This is a genomic window from Pseudomonas sp. 22072 (assembly GCF_052046095.1).
Taxonomy (GTDB): Bacteria; Pseudomonadota; Gammaproteobacteria; order Pseudomonadales; family Pseudomonadaceae; genus Aquipseudomonas; species Aquipseudomonas paracarnis.
Window position 1 is genome coordinate 233,730 of the sequence record NZ_JBQEQE010000005.1, and the last position, 20,583, is coordinate 254,312.

A 20,583-nucleotide genomic window follows, 5' to 3' on the forward strand; every position below is an offset into this window, starting at 1 on the left:
TCTCAGCGCGCCGCGACCACGGTACCGCGGCATTCGCCGAAGCCGATGGAGGCAAAGCCCTCGCGGCTGCAACGGGCACGCAGAATGATTTCGTCGCCGTCTTCAAGGAATTTACGTACCTCGCCGGAGGCCAATTCAATCGGCTTCTTGCCGCCTTCGGTAATTTCCAACAGGCTGCCGAACTGCCCCGGCTGCGGGCCAGACAACGTGCCCGAACCAAACAGGTCACCCGCCTGCAACTGGCAGCCATTGACGCTGTGGTGCGCCACCATTTGCGCCACGGTCCAGTACATATGCTCGGTGTTGCTCAGGGTCAGGCGATGGGCGGGCAGGTTTTGCTCACGCATCGAGGCCGTGGTGAGCAGCACTTCCAGTTCGATATCAAAAGCGCCCGCGTTCTGATCGCGCTTATCCAGCAGGTAAGGCAGCGGTTGCGGATCACCTTCAGGGCGCGGCGGCTGGGCTTTGCGGAAAGGCTCCAAGGCTTCGGCAGTCACCACCCACGGCGAGATGCTGGTGATAAAGCTTTTCGACAAGAACGGCCCCAGCGGCTGGTACTCCCAGGCCTGGATATCCCGCGCCGACCAGTCGTTGAGCAGGCAGAAACCGGCGATATGCTCGGCGGCATCACCAATGGCAATCGCATCGCCCATGGCATTGCCCTGGCCGATCCAGATGCCCAGCTCCAACTCATAGTCCAGGCGCGCGCATGGGCCAAAGGTCGGCTCGGACTGACCGGCTGGCAAGGTCTGGCCCTTAGGGCGTCGCACCTCTGTACCCGAGGGACGAATGGTCGAGGCACGGCCGTGGTAACCAATCGGCACGTACTTGTAGTTCGGCAACAGCGGGTTATCGGGGCGGAACAATTTGCCGACGTTTTGCGCGTGCTCGATGCCGACGTAGAAGTCGGTGTAGTCATTGATCTTGGCCGGCAGGTGCATCTGGCAATCGGCGGCACGGTGCAGCACTTGCGCCTCGCGGGTTTGCAGCTTGCTGCCTTCGGCCAGCAGTTCCAGCAGGCGCTGGCGCAGGGCAACGCGAGGCCCACGGCCCAGTTCGAAAAACGCGTTCAACTGCCCGCCCGCAGTGGCTTCGACGGCGCGCCGGGCGTCACCGTCAAACTCATCCAGCGCGGCGTGCAGGTCGAGGATCATGTCGCCAATCGCCACGCCACTGCGCGGGGCCGAGCCGTTGATACTGAACACGCCCAGGGGCAGGTTTTGCAGGGGGAAATCCGCGTGACCATTGGCCGAGGCCACCCAGCTGCGGGTCTGCGTTGGTTGAGTCATGGGTTATCTCCGGTTCGGGTTGAAGGTGGCGGGCAGCGAGGCCCAGCACGCGTCGTAAGCAGGTTGCAGTTGGGGGCACTCCAGGGCGAACTGGGTCGGACGCAGCACTTGGCTGGTCTCGAACATGAAGGCCATGGTGTTATCGATCTTGTGCGGCGCCAGGTCCACGTTGATGGCCTTGGTGCAAGTTTCGCCATCCGGGCCGTGGGCGCTCATACAACTGTGCAGCGACGCGCCGCCCGGCAGGAAGCCTTCGGCCTTGGCATCGTAGGCGCCCTGGATCAGGCCCATGTATTCGTTCATGAGGTTGCGATGGAACCACGGCGGCCGGAAGGTGTTCTCGGCCACCATCCAGCGCGGCGGGAAGATCACGAAGTCGAGGTTGGCCAGGCCGTGCACGCTGGTGGGCGAGGTCAGCACGGTGAAGATCGACGGATCCGGATGGTCAAAACTCACCGTGCCAATGGTGTTGAAGCGACGCAGGTCGTATTTGTACGGCACGTTATTACCGTGCCAGGCGACCACGTTGAGCGGTGAGTGATCCAGCTCGCAGGCCCACAGTTCGCCGAGGAATTTCTGTACCAGCGTGGTCGGTTGCTTGAGGTCTTCGTAACGGGCGACGGGCGTGAGGAAATCGCGCGGGTTAGCCAGGCCGTTGCTGCCAATCGGCCCCAGGTCAGGCAGGCGCAGCGGGGCGCCATGGTTTTCAGCGACGTAGCCGCGGGCTTGCGCGTCCAGCAGTTCGACACGGAACTTGAGGCCACGGGGCAGCACCACGATTTCCAGCGGCTCGACATCCAGCACGCCCAGTTCGGTGGCGATGCGCAAGCGGCCCTGCTCCGGCACGATCAGCAACTCGCCGTCGGCGTTGAAGAACACGCGCTCCATGGAACGATTGGCGCGGTAGTTATAAATGCTGATGCCCGAAGGTTTTTCCGACCCCGAGTTGGCAACCATGCCGACCAGTCCATCGATAAAGTCCGTGGGTTCACTCGGAATATCCAGCGGGTTCCAGCGCAGGCGGTTGGGCGTCACCGCCCCCAGCGGGCCACCGGCCAATTGCCGCGCAAGTTTGACGAACGCCGGGTGATTGGCGGACGGCTGGATGCGGTACAACCAGGTGCGCCGGGCTTCGCTACGCGCCATGGTGAAGGCAGTGCCGGAAAACAGTTCGGTGTAGAGCCCGTAGGGGGCTTTTTGCGGCGAGTTCTGGCCGACCGGCAGCGCGCCAGGCAAGGCTTCGCTGGCGAATTCGTTGCCGAAACCCGACAGGTATTCGAGGTCCATGGATCTTCCTCTGTGCAGAAGTTGTTTTTATCGTAATCCAGTTACGCACAACGTAATTTGATCACTGTCGACCGTCAAGCTATAAAGACGCCCATTCATCTCTCGGATTCTCGCCCTTCCATGGAAAAGCCCCGCGACACCGGTAAACAGAAAGTCCGCTCGGCGGAAGTCGGCACCGATATTCTCAAGGCCCTGGCCGAACTGTCCCCGGCCACCTCGCTGTCACGCCTGGCCGAGCATGTGCAGATGCCGGCGAGCAAGGTCCACCGCTATTTGCAGGCGCTGATCGCCTCGGGTTTTGCCGAACAGAACAGCGCCACCAACCATTACGGCCTGGGCCGCGAAGCGTTGCGCGTGGGGCTGGCGGCGCTGGGCAGCATGGATGTGTTGAAAGTCGGCGCCATGCCCCTGGCCGAACTGCGCGATGAGTTGAATGAAACCTGCTTTCTGGCGGTGTGGGGCAACCAGGGCGCGACCGTGGTGCAGATTGAGCCGGCAGTGCGCGCCGTCACCGTGGTGACGCAGTTGGGCTCGGTGTTGCCGCTGCTCAGTTCGTCCACCGGGCTGGTGTTCAGCGCCTACTTGCCGTCGCGGGAAACCGTGGAGCTGCGCGAACGCGAGGTTCAAGCCGGCACCGCTCACACCTTGGCGGACGATCAGGCCTATGCCAGCGTGTGCGAGCAAATCCGCAGCCGCGGCCTGCACTTTGTACATGGCCTGCTGATGCCCGGCGTGGATGCGTTGTCGGCGCCGGTGTTCAATGCGGTCGGGCAAGTCGCGGCGGTGATGACCGTGGTCGGCCCAACCTCGCTTTTCCATGCCGATGAAGATGGCCCGGCGGCGCAGCACTTGCTGGCGGCGACCCGGGCCGTGAGTTGGCGGATGGGCTATCAGCCCTGAATCACTCGTCGCTGCGCGCCAGCGCCACGGCCACGCGATCCTCCAACGCCTTGACCTGCGCGCCGGCTACCACGTAGTTGTTGGTCAGCATCGAGAACACCAGCTTGCGCCCGCCGGCAGTGGTGATGTATCCACTCAATGACGAAACGCCGCCCATGGAGCCGGTCTTGGCGTGCAGGTTGTTTTGCGCCTGCGTGTCGCGCAAGCGATAGCGCAGGCTGCCGCCGGTCATGCGGTCGGTGTTGCCGGCAATCGGCAGCGCGTTGTACCAGGCGTCGAACCACGGCTGTTTGCTGGCGGCCAGCAGCAGGTCGGTGAGGGTTTGCGACGACACCAGGTTGCGCCGTGACAGGCCGGAGCCGTCGACCTGGTTGAACGTGGCGGTGTCCAGCCCCTGGCGCTTGAGGAACCCGGCCACCGCCACAGCGCCCGCCGCTGCCGTGCCGCTATTGGCCGTCTTGCGCCCCATGGCCTTGAGCAAGGCTTCAGACATATTGTTGTTCGAAAGCTTGAGCAGCGGTGTGATCAACGCCTGTAACGGCGCCGATTGGTGCTCGGCCAGCACCGTTACCGCCGCCGGGCTTGCCCCGCCCATCACCCGACGCCCCAGTACGGTAATGCCCTGTTGCGCCAGGGCCTGTTCAAACAGATTCGCGACCAGTTGCGTTGGCTCCCAGACGCTGACCAATTGCTGGCTCTGCTTTCCCGGCGCTACTGCGCCGCTGAGTTGCAACAGGTTGGTGCCGTGACGGCGATTGATTCCATAGCTGTTGCCCGGTCCGCTCATGGCACGGTTGCTCAGTTGCAGGTAATCAGTAGGCGGGAAAATATCGACACTCACCGGCGAGCCGTTCCGCAATGGCGCCTTGGCCGTAACCAGTACGCTGCCCGCATCAAAATCCGCATTGGGCGCCACGGTCAGCGCCGAAATCTGCGCGCCGTAGTAGGTGGTTTCATCGTCATGGGACCAATCCACCCCCAATCGCTCGGCATCGAACCAGGTGTCGTCGAACACCAGATCGCCTTGTACCTGGCGTACGCCCTGGCTGGCCAACTGCGCGGCCAGCGCCTGGTAATCGGCAAACTGAATGCTTGGGTCACCCAGGCCACGCAGGTACAGATTGCCGGTCAGGCGGTCGCCCTGGCGTATGCCGTTGCTCAGCAGTTGGGTGGCGAAGCGGTATTGCGGTCCCAGTACATCCATCGCTGCGGCAGTGGTCAGCAATTTGAGATTGGACGCCGGCACCAGCCGGGTACGAGGGTTGTGCTGATAGAGCGTGGCGCCACTGCGGGCATCGCGCACCATCAGCGAGACGGTAGCGCCGTGCAGCGCCGGGTCGCTTAACAACTTATCCAGGCTTGCCGGGGTGGAAGTCGGTGAAACGCTGGCGCAGCCGCCCAACAAGAAGCTTAAGCCGACCAGCAGAGTGCCGGTGTGTATCCATTTTCCAAAGTGCATCAGTGTGCCGTTCCCGCAAAATCAACAATAACGGCAACGCTAACACTGTAGGAGCGAGCTTGCTCGCGAAGAACGCGCAGTCACCGCGCTGAACCAGGCAGCCCGCGTGAGCGTTGACGTTTTTCGCGAGCAAGCTCGCTCCTACAAAGGGATGGCGTTAGAAGGTAAGCGTGCTGGACACCGACACCTGCCGCGCATCGCCCATGGACACAAACTGCGTATTCACCGAGGACGTGTAGTAGGTACGGTCGAACAGGTTTTTCACGTTGAGCTGGAACTTGACCTTTTGCCCCTCAAGCTTGGTGTCGTAGCTGGCGAACACATCAGCCACGGTGTAGCTGGGCAGCTCGAAACTGTTGGCCGCGTCCCCTGCCCGCTCGCCGACATAACGCGCCCCGGCGCCGACGCGCAGTTGATCACCGCCCAGGATGCTGCCGAAGTCATACACCGCTGACAGCGAGCCGGTGCTTTTTGCCACGTTCTGCAGGCGGTTGCCTTTGAGCTTGGGGTCTTCGGTGACCTCGGCATCGGTGTAGGCATAGCTGCCGATCAGGCTCCACCTATCCGTCAGCTGGCCGCTGGCATCCAACTCCAGACCACGGGAGCGCACTTTGCCGGCCACGCTGTACTCCGAGGTCAGGCCCTCGCCTACCTGCACCAACACGTTGCGTTTATCGATGGTGAACAACGCTGCGCTGGCGGTGATACGCCCCGGCAGGTCGAACTTGGTACCCAGCTCCCAGGCTTTGGATTCCTCCGGCTGCAAACTGCCATTCAACACGGTTTTATTGGCCAGTGGCGCGATGGTGGAGTTGGGTTTGAACGACTCGGTGTAGCTGCCGTAGAACGACAATTCGTCACTGTAGCGATACACCAACCCGGCCCGAGGCACCCACTTCTGGCCATTGCCGTCGGTATTGGCGGTGAACGGCACGCCTTTGCCGGCGTATTGGTCGTACATCTGGTAGCGCGCACCGCCGACCAGAATCCATTGATCGTTGAGGTGGATGGCATCCTGGAAGAACAGCGAATCGCTGCGCAAAAGATCGGTCTGGTTGCTGTCCGGCGCGCTGACTTTGGAACCGGCGACTTCGTTGCCGTATACCGGGTTGGTGTAATCAAAGCTGCCCCGCGGTGCCTGGCGGATCAGGTCGGCGCGGTAGATCTTGCGGTACTCATCGTCCAGGCCGAACACCAGGTCGTGCTGCATACCCGCGACATCTACCTTGCCTTCGAGGCTGGCGGTGGCGAAGCGGTCGGTGGTCAGCGCGCCCTGAGTGCCGTCCATGCTGCGGGTCAGGGTACCGTTGGTGTTGACCTTGACCACGCGCACCTGGCTGGCGTCGTAGGTCTCGCGGTTCCAGCTGTAACCGAAGTGGGCTTTCCAGTCGTCGTTGAGATCATGATCGACAGTCAGGCGGTACAGATCGGAGCGCCCTTCCATATTGTTGAACGGTTCATCCAGACGGCGGGTGGCGGGGATGTTCAACGGATGGTTGGTCTTGGGGTCGATGGCGGTGCCACGGTCGAACGGCGCGAGAAATTCGCGGTGCTCATAGGCCAGCAGCACTTGGGTGGTGTCGCCATACCAGGCCAGGGACGGCGCCACCAGGGTTTCGCGGTGGGTGCCGTAGTTGCGCCAGTAATCTTCGTCTTCATGGTCGACGATCAGGCGATAAGCCAGGCCGCTGTCACCCAGGGGCCCGGTGGTGTCGAGGTTGCCGCCGCTGCCGTTCTTGCCGCTGCCGAAGGTCGAACCGCGTGCGGTCAGGGAGGTGGACTGCACCAGCTCAGGCTTTTTGCTGACGATATTGACTACACCGCCTGGGTCCTGGATGCCATACAACAGCGACGACGGGCCCTTGAGCACTTCGACGCGCTCGGCTGTCGCGTTCAAGGCACGGCCCTGCACCATTGGCATACCGTCCTTCATGATCGAGCCGTTACGGTTGTCGCCAAAGCCGCGCAACATCACCGCGTCCTGGGTGCTGCCGAGGGTGTTTGTCTGGGTGATACCGCTGATATTGCCCAGCGCGTCATCCAGGTTGCGCGGTTGCTGGTCGCGCAGCACTTGAGCCTGCACTACGTTGACGGTTTGTGGGGTTTCCAACAGCAACCCATTGGAGCGCATTACCGAGCTGGTCGGCGGCGGTTGGTAGCTGGTGCTGTCCTGGGCGAGGTTGGCGCCGCTGATGGTGGTAGCGCCGAGGTTGACGGCGCCGTCGGTTGGCACCGGCTCCAGCGCCAGGGTGCGGGCATCGATCTGGCGGAACGTGAAGCCGGATCGGCTCAGCAGGCGTTGCAGCGCCTGGCTCGCCGTCATCGGCCCACTGACCGCCGGGGCATTTAGACCGTAGGGCGCTTCATCGGTATAGATCACGCTGATGCCGGTGACCCGGCTGAACTCGCTCAGGGCCTGGGGCAGTGGTTTGGCTGCCAGGGCAAAATTGAACTGGGCGCTGTGCTGCTCCTGCGCACGCGCAACGCTCAAGGGCAGCAACGCCAGCCCCGACACTGCCAAGACCGAAGCTCCCAGCCACTGTTTTACCCAACCGCCCGCCGTCGACTTCATGCTCTGAGAACCCGTGTTGAAAACGCTGTTAATGCGAATAGATCGCAGTTTCAAGCACTACACGGATGGGGCGCAGGTTTACCTCACATGGGTTCGAAACTATTTTTGTGTATGCCGCCCTCGAGGCCACTCGCGGCCAGGCACTCCTTGGCACTCTTCTTCAATTTCTTGATCAAGCGCTCCTGACGCAGCGCCTCGCCCTTGCTCGCACATTGCTCGGTATAGACCAAGGCCACGGCAGGGCTGGACAGAAAAAACCGTGCGCCCTTGCCGCTTTGGTGCGCGGCAAACCGGCGCACGGGGTCATTGCTGATACCGCAGTACAGCGAGCCATTGGCGGCACGCACCAGGTAGACGAACCAGGGTTTGGGTTCAGAGGGATCAGTCACAAGTCGATGTCGGCAAACCAGAAGAGCGCCAAGCTTATCAACGCCCGGCCTGAAATGCCTTCAAGCCTTTGAGCGCCTGGACACGTACCGCGTTTTTCAGCGCGGGCGACCAACCCAGCAACAGGCCCTTGAGGCCCAACGCCTGGCGCGACCAACGCCACAGGTCGAAGTGGTCGTGGTGTTCACAGATCTTGCCGTCACGGAACACGAACCGCGCACCGATATCGTTGACCACGGTATTGCCGGTGGCGCTGAACAAATACGTCGCCACCCAATGGGCACTGCCGGTACTGTCATCGCTGCGCACATGGTCGAACGTCAGGGAAAAATCCTTGGCCCGCGTGGTAAGCATGCGCCACATATCACCGGCGTCTCGCCCGCGCAGTTCGCCGAAAGCCGGGTCGCTGAAGACCACATCGTCGGTGTAGCAAGCGGCCATGGCCTCGGCGTCAAGGCGCTGAAAGGCCTCATAGAAGCGGTGGATCAGAGCATCGTGGGCAGCACTCATGGGCAGGTTCCGCAGCAATTATTGTCAGGCCTGCACGATAATCCGCACAGGCCGCGAAGACCATGGGCATTCATGACAAAAATAGCGCTGCCGTCGATCTGGATCTCTTCAGCGGTCGGCAGTGCGGACTTGGACACTAGCCGCGCGGCCTTGACGGCTATCAATGCAGGCGCGTTGCAACTGACCTCCGTCAGGGTCGCATCACTAACGGTCGATTAACCCGCGGTAAAACGGGCACAAGCAAGTACACCGCCCAATGGGTATTTCGTCTCAACTAATTTGACCGGGAATTTAAACAACCCTCAACTAATGCCAGCAGGCGCCAACAACAAGTTAGAGCACTTAGCGCACCAGCCCCATACAACTAATACGAATCCTGCACTTGGCCTTTAGTTAAACCACTGTCATAAAACTGCAACTTTCTAAGGCACCATCCCCGATGCACGCGCATAGGCGAACAGTTCAACATCGGTAGAGATACTCAGCCGCTGCATCGCTGTACTTTTCTGTTTGCTGATAGTGGAAATACTCCGGTGGACCTTGGCCGCGATCTGGCTGACAGTCATGCCGCTGGCCAACATACGCACCACCTCGCTCTCCTTGCCGGACAACTGCGGCTCATGGGACTGATTGCCTGTCCCCGCCTCCACCAGTTGCACCCGCAGGCATTCACTGGCGAAGGTCTGGCCCGCGCACACGGCTTTGATCGCCAGGGGCAACTCCTTGGCAGAGGCACTTTTGGCGACCACTGCCTTGGCACCATGGGCGAAGGAGGCACGCAAGGTGGCAACATTGGCGAACATCGTCACCAGGATTACCGGCACGTTCGGGTACTGACGACGCAACAGGCTCAACAGGCTGTAGCCATCAGCTTGCTGACCGCCCGGCATTGCAAAATCGGTGACCAGCACATCACATGCCGTAGTACTCAACACCCCGAGCAATTGATCGGGGCCGTCGGCTTCGCCGACCACCTTGCACTTGCCATTCGCCTCAATCACGACTCTCTGCCCGACTCGAACAATAGGGTGATCGTCAGCAATAATTACTCGAAGCATAGATACCTACGAATGGTGGCAACTTGAATCCGCGCAAAATACCTCTGTCAGCGCTCATCAACAACTACTAACAAAGACCCACTTGCAGCCGAAGCCAATGTTTAGTAGCGGCTATTTTTTGGACTACAACATAATAGGAAACCACCTACAGCAAAAACTAGACTTCCAAATAACTTAAACCCTCTGTAAACACCTTTCACAGAGTGGACAGATAATCCAGATAGGTGCGCAAGCGTGCCTGGAACGATGTCAACTCCGCCTGGTGCGCAGACACGCCATCGCGCTGAACCTGCTCGATCAACCTCACGGCACAGGACTCAAGCCCTGTTCCTCCTATAAATACCAGGCTACCCGTCAATCGATGCAGGCGTTCGGCGGTCAATGATGCGTTCAATGCGGCACAGGCACGGCCCAACAGGTCGTGATCTTGCCAAGCCTCGACCAGCAGATTTTCCAACAGTTGATTGACCACCTGTTCACTGCCAAACGTCGCGACCAGGCTCGCGCGGGCGGGCCACCCCGAAACCCGCGCAACAGGCTCCTCACCGATGGGCACGTGATCGGCATTCGGGAGCCATCGCGCCAGTACGGCACGTAATTGTTCCAGGGTCAGAGGCTTGAGCAGCCAGGCATCCATGCCCGCGTCGCGGCAGCGCTGGGGGCTGTCGTTTTGCAGGTCGGCGGTCAACGCGATGATCGGCACTCGCCTCAAGCCGACGTGGTGCTCATATTGGCGAATGGCGCGGGCCATGCTGTAACCGTCCATAACGGGCATCTGGCAATCAGTGATCACCAGGTCAAAGGGCCGACAAGCATAAGCCACTCGCCCGAGATACCCGTCGGCGACCAGCTCATGGTCCAACCCGAGTTTTCGCAGCAAGCAACCCAGCAATAGACGGTGAGCTGAATGATCCTCCGCCACCAGGACATGCAACTGCCGCCAGTGAGGCGGGGGAGTAACAGGCGATCTCGATTTGCGGCTCGCGCCTGCGGTTGAACCTGACAGCGAACCCATCAGTACCTCTTCGTAGCTATTGATACGGCAGCAACCTTCGGCACTGGCGCAATAGCCATAGAGGCCTACTTAGGCAGCAACGATCGCCACATTCCTTTGAATGCTATCGACACAAAACCAATAACCTTTTGAGTGACTTAAAGCCGATACAACAACTACGAAAAAACGCGAACTGCCCTATTCGATCCACCCTGCCAATGTCGTATTAGTTGTATTTCCCCCGCGCACGCTCCTCGCTAAATTGTGCCCCACCCCAAAAGAGGGACGGCTTGCCACTCCCCGGCAGCCGCAAAAAATATCGAGACCGTCGCACCGACAACCACCCGCCGACACCGAAGCGGGCGTTGCGTTGCACGCACCTCTATCTGCCAGCCTGCAATGGAAAAAACAGAAAAATGAAGAGCCATGTAGCCCTATTGAGCAGTGCCCTGCTGCTCGCCATGAGTTCATCGGTATTCGCTGCCAGCAGCGTGGACCTGGCCGTCAAAGGGTTGATCACGCCCAGCGCCTGTGCGCCTAGCCTTTCAAGCGGCGGGATTGTCGATCACGGGAAAATTTCGGCCAAGGATTTGAGGCCGGATGGATGGACCGTGCTTAAAAGTCACAACCTGCAACTGGGCATCACGTGCGATGCGCCAACCCTGCTAGCCCTGAAGGGCATTGATAACGTTGGTGACGCCCACGATCCGAGGAACAGCTATGGCCTGGGCTTGGTCAGCGGAAAAAAATTAGGCAGTTTCTCCCTGACCTTAAGCAATCCGATCGCCGATGGCGCAGCGATCTCCATGATTGAGTCCTCGGATAACGGCCTCACCTGGCGGGCAAGTTTCCCGGGTGACATGTGGCCAGCCTCCTACCTCGCTTCGTTTGGCGACAACACCACCGGCAGGTGGGCACCCACCCCGGTCCAGCAGGTGTTGGCAGACCTCATGGTGGCAACCATCATCGCGCCGACAGCAGGAATGGATCTGACCACAGAGGTTCCAATCAACGGGTCCGCCACGCTTGAAGTCAAATACCTATAACGCCTCTGCCCCATGCCCAAGGAGATTCACTGACATGAATGTTTTTGCATCCGGCCTGATAGGCGCCTTGCTCCTCAGCCCGACAGCATTCGCCGCCAGCAACACAGACTTGCTCGTACGCGGCAGCATCACCCCCAGCGCTTGCTCACCAGTCATCGCCGGCGGCGGGACTGTGGACTTCGGCAAGGTGTCGGTCAAGGACCTCAACACCGACACCTACACCGATCTGCCCAGAGAAACCATGCTGTTGAGTGTGCGCTGCGACGGGCCGACGTACTTCACCCTCAACACCATCGACAACCGTTCAGGCACCGCCGCCAGCCACTTCAGCTGGCATGGGCTGGGCACCACACCCAGTGATGAAAAAGTCGGCGATGCCGGGCTGGGTCTCTATATGCCCGTGGCCGACGGCGTCTCCGTGCGCACCATCACCTCAAGGGATGGCGGCGTGACCTGGATGCCTTCGGTGATGCTCAGCCATACCTTGCTGACGGCGATCGCCCACAGCGACGACGTGATACCGATTGCAGTTCAGGAACTGGACGCCGAGATCCGCCTGATCACCCACATCGCACCTGCCAACAACCTGACGTTGACCGACGAAGTCCCTATCGACGGTCACGCCACCGTACAAGTCAATTACCTTTAAGGAGTCCCTACGATGAAAACCCGATTGACCACCCTGGCCGCCGGCGTATTGCTGCTCGGCTCGGCGACAACCTTCGCTGCATCGTCCGTTGACCTGACCGTCAAGGGGCTGATCGTGCCCAGCGCTTGCACACCCAGCTTGTCCGGTGGTGGCGTGGTCGACCACGGCAAGATTTCCGCCAAGGATCTGAATCTGGACGACGCAACATATCTGGATAAACGCACCCTGACGATGACGGTCAACTGTGACGCTCCGATTCAGTTTGCCCTGCACCCGATCGATAACCGTGCAAGTTCCAGCATGGACAGCTCGTACTTTGGCCTGGGTTTTATCAACGATACCCAGAAACTGGGTTACTACTACCTCACCTTGAGCAACCCGGTCGCCGATGATGGCGTTGTAGTGCAGACGATCGGTTCCACTGACCAGGGCCAGACCTGGTTCAAAGAGAAGTTCCTGGACCCAGGCCTGTACATGTCAGTTGCCTCAATGGAGGACCTTACCCTGCCCCTGGCGGTCAAGGACTTGAGCGTTGATGTGGGTGTAAGCACTGCAATTCACCGCGCCGACGGCCTGGACCTGAGCAACGAAGTGACCATCGACGGCTCCGCCACCCTTGAAGTGAAGTACCTCTGACCCATGGCGCCCCATGCCCTCATCCTTGATGGGCATGGGCTTCGCCGTGGGCTGTGTTCACCTGTGCCAGTGATGAATCGATGACTAAGTTCACCCGTTGCCTTGCCGTGTTGTGGTTATCCCTGTGCGCTGCGGCCAAGGCCAGTGCGGGCACCGCTGTCGACCTTACGGTAACCGGTCGTGTGACACCGGATGCCTGCTATATCGAGCTGTCGGATGAAGGTTTCGTCGACCACGGAAAGATCCCCGCACACACCCTCCTTGTCGACGAATTCACCGTGCTGCCCAGCCGGCAACTCGAACTGCAGGTGCAATGCGCCAGGCCCATGCTGTTTGCGCTGGTGGGTATCGACAATCGTGCGGAGTCTTCCCTGGCACCGGATTATTTCTATGGGCTGGGCAGGAACATCCATGCACCGGACGAACGCCTCGGCTCCGTGGCGTTGTCGTACCGCAACCCAGTGGGGGACTCCCAGGCCATGCAAGTCCTGGCCTCCACCAACAGCGGCGAGAGCTGGACGCCCGAGCCCAATGGCTACCCGCGATCCTATATGGCCTTTGCCCCGACGGGCGACCGTCAACCCGACTTCATCAGCCAGTTGAGGGTCCAGCTTCAAGTGGACACCGCCATCAACTTTTCGCAGTACCTGACCCTGAATCAGGAAGTGCCCCTCGACGGCTCCATCGTTCTGGATTTGCGTTACCTCTGACCCACTCATTTCGCCTAATGGAAAACCCATCATGACGATGACATGCTCAAACACCGCGTTCGGCCTTATTGCCCTGCTGCTGATATTCGGCAACCAAGCAAAGGCTGACGGCATGGTCCCGGACACATCCGTGGTGATCGTCCACGAGGCCGATGGTGAAGCTTCCGTTTCGGTGACCAACTCCGACAATCAGCTCTCGTTGTTGCATGTGACCTTGCAGGACATTCCGGAAGACACCGAACCCCTGCTGGTGGTGACGCCGCCGCTGTCCCGAGTCGAAGCGTCCAAATCCCAGTTGGTGCGCTTTATTCTGCAAAACCAAAAACCGTTGCTCACCCAGCGGCTCAAACGCGCCGTGTTCGAAGGCATGCCCCAGGGCCGTGCAGCCACTGCCGCCGGTCATGCCCGCGTGGGCGTGACCGTGCGCCAGAACCTGCCGGTGATTGTGCATCCCAAGGGCCTGGCACCCAATCGCAGCCCCTGGACCGGCCTGACATGGACCCTGCGCGACGGCCAATTGCAGGTGCGTAATGACACGCCCTATGTGGTGCGCCTGGCCCAGGAGCTGCGGCTGTTGCCCGGCGACGGCAAGGCGATGCTGCCGCGCACCTACGTGCTGCCAGGTGAAGCCTTGAGCGTGCCTGCCAGCGGTGGCCAAGCCAAGACGGTGAGGCTGCAACCGGCCACTGTGTACGGGTTTGCGGTCAAGGCCTACGACGCCCCCATCACCCTCTGACAGAAAACCACAGGCGTCGCCAAGACCGCCGCCTGGATAACGAAGTGACGGCTTATCGACCGTCACCAGAACGCCCAAAGCCCCGAACCCAATGAGGGCTGTGCGTTCACTAAGCGAGTACCTTGCGTGAAAACAGTATTGAGTTACCGTGACGGCGAAGCCGTGCCCATTCGCCCAGCCTTGCCGCTGGTGTTGCTGCTGTATGCGCTTATGCCGGACAAGGCGTGGGCCGACGACACCAGCCCCGCAGGCTTCGACGCCCAGACCTTGCATCAGCGCGGCATCGATCCACAGTTGGCCAGCCTGCTGCTGGCAACACCGCGCTTTGCCGCCGGCCGTCATAGCGTCAACCTGCGGGTCAATGGCCTGCGCCGGGGACGCCTGGAGGTCAGTTTCGATCAACAGGGCAACCCCTGCCTGGACCGTGCGTTGCTGGACGCCGCCAACCTGGTGATACCCGCTGAACCCGTGGGTTGTCAGGATTTGCTCGTGCGGTATCCGCAAAGCCTGGTGGAACCGGACCCGTCGACACTGACGTTGGCACTGGTCGTGCCCACCGAAGCACTGCGCCCCGTGCAACAGGACATCTCGGGCTACCAGACCGGCGGGTTTGCCGGGATGCTCAACTACGACCTGAGCGGGTTCTACAACCGCTTTGGCGAAGACGCCAGCCGGTTTGGTTCAGCCAACACCGAAGTCGGCTTCAACGCCGGCGACTGGATCGTGCGCAGCCGCCAAGTGCAGACCTGGCAGGATGGCTTATCGCGCAGCACCCACTTGGAGGCCTACGCGCAACGGACCTTCGCCAGCCATCAGGCAGTGCTGCAGGCCGGGCAGATCAACCTCTATAACCCGGTGTTGTCCGGCGCACAAATCACCGGCGTCCAGGTGCTGACCGAGCACGCCCTTCAGGAGCAAGGCCAGAGCGCGCAAATCCAGGGGATCGCCAACAGCCCGGCACAGGTAGAAGTGCGCCAGAACGGCGCGCTGATTCACTCCACCGTGGTGCCTGCCGGGCCGTTTGTGCTGAACGATGTACGTCGCCTGAATACGCGCTCGGACGTCGAAGTCACGGTCAAGGAAAGTGTCGGCGGGGAACGACGTTTCACCGTACCCGCCGCCATGCTCGGTCTCGGCCTGCCTGCACCCGGCTATTCGGTCGCAGCGGGGCGCGTACGTAACGTCGGCGGGGCCGAGGCAGAGGCGCCGTGGGTGGTCAGCGCCGGTTGGACCGGGAACTTGCATCCGCAACTGACCCTGGGCAGTGGCGTGCTGGCGACCGGCGAGTATCGCTCGGCGGGCGCCAGCCTGGGCTGGCTGCCGTGGCTGGACAGTCAGATCCAGGTGTCTACCCAATTGTCCAACACCCAGTCGTGGGAAAAAGTCTCGGGCGTGCAGACCGATCTTTCCTGGTCACAGCGCCTGAGCGAGCGATGGTCGTTCAGCGCCGCCAACTCCTGGCGCAGCAGCGGCTACCGCGAACTGGAGGAAAGCACCTACGAGCGCGACGGCAGTCAGCGCAACTCACGCTATCGCGACCAACAAAGTATCAACCTGGGGTGGTCACATCCGCAGCTGGGCGCATTCAGCGCCGGCGTTTCACGTTCGAGTACCTTCGAGGGCAACAGCAGCAGCCGCGCGCTCGCAGCGTGGGGCACGAGCATTGGCGCAGTCTCGTTATCGGCCAGCGCCGAGTGGCAGATGGGCGGACGCCAGCAACAGGACAACGCGGTCTACCTCACTGTCAGCGTGCCGTTGGGCGAAAGCCGCCGGGTGCGCAGTTGGGTGCGCAACTCCGGCGGCCAAAACCGTACCGGTCTGGGCCTGACCGAACAGCTTGACGACCAACTGAGCTACCGCGTCAGCGCCGAACACGACAGCAGTGACCATGAGGTGGAAACCAGCGTGGGCATTTCGGCATTGCCACGCTATACCCAACTCGACTTGAGCTACAGCCGCTCCGATGCCGAGCGTTCGAGCTACCAGGGCGGCGCCCGCGGCGGTGTGGTCGTGCATGGCGACGGCATGACATTTACCCCCTACCCGGTGCGCGACACCTTCGCTCTGGTATCCGTCGGCGACATGAGCGGCATCAAACTCAGCACCCCCAGTGGCCCGGTCTGGACCGACTGGCAAGGCCAGGCCGTGGTGTCGCAGGTGGCCGCCTACGGGCGCAGCCCAGTGGAAGTGCAGACCCGCTCTCTACCGCGCAACGCCGATATCAACAATGGCCTGGCCATGATCTCGGCCGGGCGTGGCGCTGTCGATCGGGTCGAGTTCGGCGTGGGCCTGACCCGCCGCATGCTGCTCACCGTCAGCGACGATCATGGAAACCCCATGCCCGTGGGAGCGTCCGTTACGACGAACACAGGTGAGTTCATCACCTTGGTGCAGGACGCCAGCCAGGTGTTCCTGCCCAATGTGCTGGACCAAGGAGCGCTGTGGATCACCACCTCGCAAGGCAAACGCTGTGAATTGCGCTACCAACTGCCGGCAAAAGCCGACCCCACGGTGTATTTCGAAACCGCACCTGCTCGTTGCCACACACCATGAGGACTACTGCCATGCCCCCTGCAATCTGTTTGCGCTACGTGAGCCTGGGGTTATTGCTCGCGTTTGCCGGCACTGCTCAAGCCTTTGAGGAATGCCAATTCAACCTCAGCGAACCGCTGGTGGATTTGGGCTTGATGAGTCGCCTGGCGCAAAGCGACAGCGCGCCGCAACGCCTGCTCGGCGAGCGCCGTTTGAGCCTGACGTTCACCTGCCCCCAGGCCCAGGACCTGAGCCTGTTTTATCGCGGCACCGCCGCCTCCGCGCAACGTCTGCAATTCACTCCCAACGGCAGCTATGCCATAGAAGTCGGCAACGCCGTGCTCGACGGCCGGGCGGTGGAACTGGGCTTGTTACCCGGCGCAGGCCAGGCGCCGGTGAGCAGCGCCAGCGTGCTGGAATGGCGGCCCGACCATGGCATCGCGCCGCTGCACCAGGGCACGGTGTTGCAGGGGAAAACCCTGGCATTGCAGTTGACTCTGCGCGCCTGGGCCGACCCGGCCGCCACCCAGGTACGCGACGCCACCACCTGGGAAGTCAGCGGGATGATGTACCACAGCGCAAGCGGGCGTTACCGCGACCTCACGTTGCGCGCCCACTTCGCGCCGACCGCCTGCCAACCGACACTGTCGGACCAGGGCGTCGTGGACTACGGCACGCTGTACGCCAAGGATCTGAGTGCCACCCACGAAACACCGCTACCGACGCGCACCGTACGCCTGAGCGTGACCTGCGATGCTCCGGCCCGCTTCGGCCTGCGCATGAAAGACAATCGCGATGGCTCAGCCACCGGCGGCACCGATGAAACGGCCTATGGCCTGGACCTGGACGCCGGCAACAACAAAATCGGACGTTTCTACCTGACGGTCGACCCAGCGGAATTCAGCGCCGACAGCGTGTCCACGCTGTACCGCACCGACTCCACCAGCAATGGCGCAGCCTGGAGCAGTTCCACTGCGCGGCAGATCCCCATGGCTGCCAACAGCCTCATGGGCTTTACCGACAAGACCGGCGTGACTACGGGCCCGCTCGCCATACAGGTCCTGACCGGCACGATGCGCATCAAGACGTACCTGGCCCCCACCCAATCGCTGGATCTGCGCGATGTCGTGCGTATCAATGGGTCCGGCACCCTCGAAATCATTTACTTGTAGGAGTGCGTACCATGAAAATTCCTGCCCTTTGCAGCCTTCTATTATTGACCAGCACTCAGGCGGCGCTGGCGGCCTCGACGGTGGACCTCAGCGTCCAGGGGCTGGTCACGCCCGCCGCGTGCCTGCCGCAACTGTCAAACGGCGGCCTGATTGACTACGGCAAAATATCTCAACAAGACTTGAACCTGGAAACTCGCACCCGTCTACCCGCCAAGACCCTGTTCTTCGGCATGGCGTGTACCGGCCCGGTACGTTATGCCCTGCGCATGCAAGACAACCGCAGCGACTCGACCCTGGTCGAAAGCGAGATTTACTACGGGCTGGGGTTCGACAGCAACGGCACGCCCCTGGGCGTCTACTCCATGACCTTCGATCCTCGGCAGACCCAGGCCAGCAACAACGGGCAACTCTACGGCACCGAATCCACCACCGGGGGGCTGGCATGGCGCACGTCCAACCTCAACCCCATCGACATCGGTTCCCGCAGCTACCTGGGCTTTACGTCGATCGAGGGCAGCGTCAGCGGCCCCACCGCCATTGGCATAATAGGCAGCCACGTCACGGTGCAGACCGTGATCAATGCTCGCAAGAATCTGGACTTGAGCACGCAAACCCCGATTGACGGTTCGGCCACGCTGGAAGTGGTTTATCTCTAGACCTTCTCACAGGTGACGTGCACGTAGCGCGCACGTCCGGCGCCCAGGCCCGCCACGATGGCGCCGAGGCCGATCACTGCGAAGATCCAGCCGATGGCCGTCCAGCCGCCGGTCCAGTCATGCACCACGCCCACAGCGAAAGGGCCAAGGGACGCCAGGGTATAACCGATCCCCTGGGCCATGCTCGACAGGTTGGCGGCTACGTGAGCGTCACGCGAGCGCAGCACAATCAAGGTCAGCGCCAGGCTGAAGGTACCGCCCTGCCCCAGACCGAGCAGAATCGCCCAACCCCACAAACCGTCCAGCGGCGCATACAGGCAGCCGAACAGGCCGCCGAGGGTCAGCAGCATCACCACCACGATCGCCAGGCGCTGGTCCTTGCCACGGGTAGCCAGCCATGGCGCGGCCAGGGAACTGAACAACTGCACAATGATCGAGCCGGACAACGCCAATCCCGCCTCTGTGGCACTCAGGCCACGGCCGATCAGGATCGACGGCAACCAGCCGAACACGATGTAGGCCAGGGACGATTGCAGGCCCATGTACAAGGTCACTTGCCAGGCCAACGGGTCACGCAGTAGCCCCTTCACACGGTAAGCGACGCGGTGTGCGCCGTGCTTCTGCCCGACTTGCGGCAACCAGAACAACGCCGCCAACAGCGCTGGCAGAATCCAGAACCCCAGACCAAGGGGCCAACTGTCGCCGAAGTAATGACTCAAGGGTACCGTGGCCCCTGCCGCCAATGCGGCGCCCAAGCACAGGGCCATGGTGTAGACGCCGGTCATGGCGCCCGCGCGTGCGGCGAAGTCGCGCTTGACGATACCCGGCAGCAATACGCCGATGATGCCAATGCTGGCGCCGGCGATCAGGCTGCCGGCAAACAGGCCCACTTCCCCGAATGAACTGCGCAGGATGATCCCGCCAGCCAGGGTCAGCAAGATGCCGAACACCACCCGCTCAGCCCCAAAGCGTCGGGCCAGGATCGGCGCCATGGGCGCGAACAGGCCCAGGCACAACACCGGCAGGGTGGTCAGTAAACCGGCTTGGGCCGCCGACAGGCCCAGGCTGCTGGAGACGTCGGCCAACAGCGGCGACAGGCTCGACAAGGCCGGGCGCAAGTTGAGCGCCACCAGGATCAGGCCCAGCAAAAGCAACCAGGGCCGGCTCACCAGCGGGTGGTTGTGTTGCACCACGTCATCATCGGCCTCGGCGTCAATCAACAACTCTTCAAGTTCGGGTGTGTGTTGGGTTTCAGGGTTCATTGATCAACTGCCGGCAGAGGGATTTGGCACGTTCGGGGTCTTGCTGTTCCACGGCGTCAAGCAGGGCAACGTGCAAGTCGAACACGGCCTGGCGACGCGGTGAAAGGTTCAGGGTCTGGCGCAACTGCGCGCCGACGATAGCGGAGAAATACTGATACAGCTCACTCAAGGCCGGGTTGTGTGCGGCGTCCACCAAGCGTTGGTGAAACGCCAGGTCGGTGCTGATATAGGCCTCGAGGTCGCCCTGATACAGCGCGGCGCTGGTATCCAGCGCTGTGCGCAATGCTCGCAGGTCACTTGCAGTACGGCGTTGAGCAGCAAGGCCGATGGCCTCCACTTCCAGAATCTGCCGCGTCTCCTGCGCCTGCCCCAGGGTGCAATGAGACAACGCACGCATCGTGCCCAACGGGTCGGTCATCGAGCGCAAATAACTGCCGTCGCCCTGGCGGATTTCGATCAACCCGGAGAATGCCAACACGCGCATGGCTTCACGCACGGTGTTACGGCTGATCCCCAGTTCGGCGCACAGTTCGGGCTCGGTGGGCAGGCGTTCGCCAACGGCCCACGCACCCTGGGCAATGCGCAGACGCAGTTGTTCCAGCGCCTGGTCAACCAGGGAGCGTTTGATCAGCGGGGCAATGTCTGTCATGGGCTTTACGTTTTCGTCCAATCATAGGATGAATTTTCCTACAGCCTATTAGGAGTCGCCTACAAAGGCAACGCACTAG

General features: G+C 61.5%; 19 protein-coding genes. 9 read left to right on the top strand and 10 right to left on the bottom strand.

Annotated elements, in window-relative coordinates:
- Positions 1-2 precede the first annotated feature (2 nt).
- Both fahA and hmgA read right to left on the bottom strand, forming a co-directional pair.
- Positions 3-1,289, bottom strand: a complete 1,287-nt coding sequence (fahA, locus tag ACTJLA_RS07745; RefSeq protein WP_072447551.1) for a fumarylacetoacetase — start codon at positions 1,287-1,289, stop codon at positions 3-5.
- Between the two features lie 3 nt (positions 1,290-1,292).
- Positions 1,293-2,576, bottom strand: coding sequence for a homogentisate 1,2-dioxygenase (gene hmgA / locus ACTJLA_RS07750; protein ID WP_054897734.1), 1,284 nt, complete (start codon positions 2,574-2,576; stop codon positions 1,293-1,295).
- 120 nt (positions 2,577-2,696) lie between these two features.
- Between hmgA and ACTJLA_RS07755 the strand changes: the two genes are divergently transcribed.
- Positions 2,697-3,476 carry an IclR family transcriptional regulator gene (locus ACTJLA_RS07755; RefSeq protein ID WP_054897733.1) on the top strand — a complete coding sequence of 260 codons (780 nt, stop codon included), beginning with the start codon at positions 2,697-2,699 and terminating at the stop codon, positions 3,474-3,476.
- Position 3,477: 1 nt separating this feature from the next.
- On the opposite strand, the gene dacB is transcribed toward ACTJLA_RS07755, so the two are convergent.
- The 6 genes from dacB to ACTJLA_RS07785 all read right to left on the bottom strand — a co-directional run bounded on the left by dacB (position 3,478) and on the right by ACTJLA_RS07785 (position 10,477).
- The gene (dacB, locus tag ACTJLA_RS07760; RefSeq protein ID WP_314547880.1) at positions 3,478-4,935 is read right to left on the bottom strand and encodes a D-alanyl-D-alanine carboxypeptidase/D-alanyl-D-alanine endopeptidase; all 1,458 of its coding nucleotides are present in this window, start codon (positions 4,933-4,935) and stop codon (positions 3,478-3,480) included.
- A 157-nt stretch (positions 4,936-5,092) separates the two neighbouring features.
- Positions 5,093-7,507, bottom strand: a complete 2,415-nt coding sequence (locus tag ACTJLA_RS07765) for a TonB-dependent receptor (protein ID WP_314547878.1) — start codon at positions 7,505-7,507, stop codon at positions 5,093-5,095.
- Between the two features lie 83 nt (positions 7,508-7,590).
- Positions 7,591-7,896 (bottom strand): GIY-YIG nuclease family protein, encoded by a 306-nt coding sequence (locus ACTJLA_RS07770; RefSeq protein WP_314547876.1) that lies wholly within the window; start codon positions 7,894-7,896, stop codon positions 7,591-7,593.
- 37 nt (positions 7,897-7,933) lie between these two features.
- Entirely contained in the window at positions 7,934-8,404 is a 471-nt protein-coding gene (locus tag ACTJLA_RS07775; RefSeq protein WP_314547874.1) for a nuclear transport factor 2 family protein, read from the bottom strand.
- Positions 8,405-8,826: 422 nt separating this feature from the next.
- Positions 8,827-9,462, bottom strand: coding sequence for a response regulator transcription factor (locus tag ACTJLA_RS07780; protein WP_034128686.1), 636 nt, complete (start codon positions 9,460-9,462; stop codon positions 8,827-8,829).
- A gap of 196 nt (positions 9,463-9,658) precedes the next feature.
- On the bottom strand, positions 9,659-10,477 hold the full coding sequence (locus ACTJLA_RS07785) for a response regulator (protein ID WP_314547871.1): 819 nt from the start codon (positions 10,475-10,477) through the stop codon (positions 9,659-9,661).
- A 269-nt stretch (positions 10,478-10,746) separates the two neighbouring features.
- Here ACTJLA_RS07785 and ACTJLA_RS07790 point away from each other — a divergent pair, with 269 nt between their 5' ends.
- The 8 genes from ACTJLA_RS07790 to ACTJLA_RS07825 all read left to right on the top strand — a co-directional run bounded on the left by ACTJLA_RS07790 (position 10,747) and on the right by ACTJLA_RS07825 (position 18,593).
- A complete protein-coding gene (locus ACTJLA_RS07790; protein ID WP_314547868.1) occupies positions 10,747-11,502 on the top strand; it encodes a DUF1120 domain-containing protein in 756 nt (251 codons plus the stop codon).
- Positions 11,503-11,536: 34 nt separating this feature from the next.
- Positions 11,537-12,151 carry a DUF1120 domain-containing protein gene (locus ACTJLA_RS07795; RefSeq protein ID WP_057976150.1) on the top strand — a complete coding sequence of 205 codons (615 nt, stop codon included), beginning with the start codon at positions 11,537-11,539 and terminating at the stop codon, positions 12,149-12,151.
- Positions 12,152-12,163: 12 nt separating this feature from the next.
- Positions 12,164-12,787: a DUF1120 domain-containing protein gene (locus ACTJLA_RS07800; RefSeq protein ID WP_054897725.1), complete on the top strand. Its 624-nt coding sequence runs from the start codon at positions 12,164-12,166 to the stop codon at positions 12,785-12,787.
- Positions 12,788-12,867: 80 nt separating this feature from the next.
- Positions 12,868-13,497: a DUF1120 domain-containing protein gene (locus ACTJLA_RS07805; protein ID WP_314547864.1), complete on the top strand. Its 630-nt coding sequence runs from the start codon at positions 12,868-12,870 to the stop codon at positions 13,495-13,497.
- Positions 13,498-13,528: 31 nt separating this feature from the next.
- Positions 13,529-14,233, top strand: a complete 705-nt coding sequence (locus tag ACTJLA_RS07810; protein ID WP_197901194.1) for a fimbria/pilus chaperone family protein — start codon at positions 13,529-13,531, stop codon at positions 14,231-14,233.
- Between the two features lie 138 nt (positions 14,234-14,371).
- Positions 14,372-16,786, top strand: a complete 2,415-nt coding sequence (locus ACTJLA_RS07815; RefSeq protein WP_440840954.1) for a fimbria/pilus outer membrane usher protein — start codon at positions 14,372-14,374, stop codon at positions 16,784-16,786.
- 11 nt (positions 16,787-16,797) lie between these two features.
- Positions 16,798-17,937 carry a DUF1120 domain-containing protein gene (locus ACTJLA_RS07820; RefSeq protein WP_198848418.1) on the top strand — a complete coding sequence of 380 codons (1,140 nt, stop codon included), beginning with the start codon at positions 16,798-16,800 and terminating at the stop codon, positions 17,935-17,937.
- Between the two features lie 11 nt (positions 17,938-17,948).
- Positions 17,949-18,593: a DUF1120 domain-containing protein gene (locus ACTJLA_RS07825; RefSeq protein WP_034128692.1), complete on the top strand. Its 645-nt coding sequence runs from the start codon at positions 17,949-17,951 to the stop codon at positions 18,591-18,593.
- On the opposite strand, the gene ACTJLA_RS07830 is transcribed toward ACTJLA_RS07825, so the two are convergent.
- Together ACTJLA_RS07830 and ACTJLA_RS07835 are read right to left on the bottom strand one after the other, a co-directional pair.
- Complete coding sequence (locus ACTJLA_RS07830) at positions 18,590-19,855, bottom strand: CynX/NimT family MFS transporter (protein WP_057976154.1); 1,266 nt, start codon at positions 19,853-19,855, stop codon at positions 18,590-18,592. The genes ACTJLA_RS07825 and ACTJLA_RS07830 overlap by 4 nt on opposite strands.
- The gene (locus ACTJLA_RS07835; protein WP_314547853.1) at positions 19,845-20,504 is read right to left on the bottom strand and encodes a FadR/GntR family transcriptional regulator; all 660 of its coding nucleotides are present in this window, start codon (positions 20,502-20,504) and stop codon (positions 19,845-19,847) included. Before ACTJLA_RS07835 ends, ACTJLA_RS07830 begins: the two co-directional genes overlap by 11 nt.
- Between the last annotated feature and the right edge of the window lie 79 nt (positions 20,505-20,583).

Excerpts from the sequence above, each read along its gene's own strand:
- fahA (WP_072447551.1), bottom strand. The coding sequence starts at position 1,289 with ATGACTCAACCAACGCAGACCCGCAGCTGGGTGGCCTCGGCCAATGGT.
- hmgA (WP_054897734.1), bottom strand. The coding sequence starts at position 2,576 with ATGGACCTCGAATACCTGTCGGGTTTCGGCAACGAATTCGCCAGCGAA.
- ACTJLA_RS07755 (WP_054897733.1), top strand. The coding sequence starts at position 2,697 with ATGGAAAAGCCCCGCGACACCGGTAAACAGAAAGTCCGCTCGGCGGAA.
- dacB (WP_314547880.1), bottom strand. The coding sequence starts at position 4,935 with ATGCACTTTGGAAAATGGATACACACCGGCACTCTGCTGGTCGGCTTA.
- ACTJLA_RS07765 (WP_314547878.1), bottom strand. The coding sequence starts at position 7,507 with ATGAAGTCGACGGCGGGCGGTTGGGTAAAACAGTGGCTGGGAGCTTCG.
- ACTJLA_RS07775 (WP_314547874.1), bottom strand. The coding sequence starts at position 8,404 with ATGAGTGCTGCCCACGATGCTCTGATCCACCGCTTCTATGAGGCCTTT.
- ACTJLA_RS07780 (WP_034128686.1), bottom strand. The coding sequence starts at position 9,462 with ATGCTTCGAGTAATTATTGCTGACGATCACCCTATTGTTCGAGTCGGG.
- ACTJLA_RS07785 (WP_314547871.1), bottom strand. The coding sequence starts at position 10,477 with ATGGGTTCGCTGTCAGGTTCAACCGCAGGCGCGAGCCGCAAATCGAGA.
- ACTJLA_RS07795 (WP_057976150.1), top strand. The coding sequence starts at position 11,537 with ATGAATGTTTTTGCATCCGGCCTGATAGGCGCCTTGCTCCTCAGCCCG.
- ACTJLA_RS07800 (WP_054897725.1), top strand. The coding sequence starts at position 12,164 with ATGAAAACCCGATTGACCACCCTGGCCGCCGGCGTATTGCTGCTCGGC.
- ACTJLA_RS07805 (WP_314547864.1), top strand. The coding sequence starts at position 12,868 with ATGACTAAGTTCACCCGTTGCCTTGCCGTGTTGTGGTTATCCCTGTGC.
- ACTJLA_RS07810 (WP_197901194.1), top strand. The coding sequence starts at position 13,529 with ATGACGATGACATGCTCAAACACCGCGTTCGGCCTTATTGCCCTGCTG.
- ACTJLA_RS07820 (WP_198848418.1), top strand. The coding sequence starts at position 16,798 with ATGCCCCCTGCAATCTGTTTGCGCTACGTGAGCCTGGGGTTATTGCTC.
- ACTJLA_RS07825 (WP_034128692.1), top strand. The coding sequence starts at position 17,949 with ATGAAAATTCCTGCCCTTTGCAGCCTTCTATTATTGACCAGCACTCAG.
- ACTJLA_RS07830 (WP_057976154.1), bottom strand. The coding sequence starts at position 19,855 with ATGAACCCTGAAACCCAACACACACCCGAACTTGAAGAGTTGTTGATT.
- ACTJLA_RS07835 (WP_314547853.1), bottom strand. The coding sequence starts at position 20,504 with ATGACAGACATTGCCCCGCTGATCAAACGCTCCCTGGTTGACCAGGCG.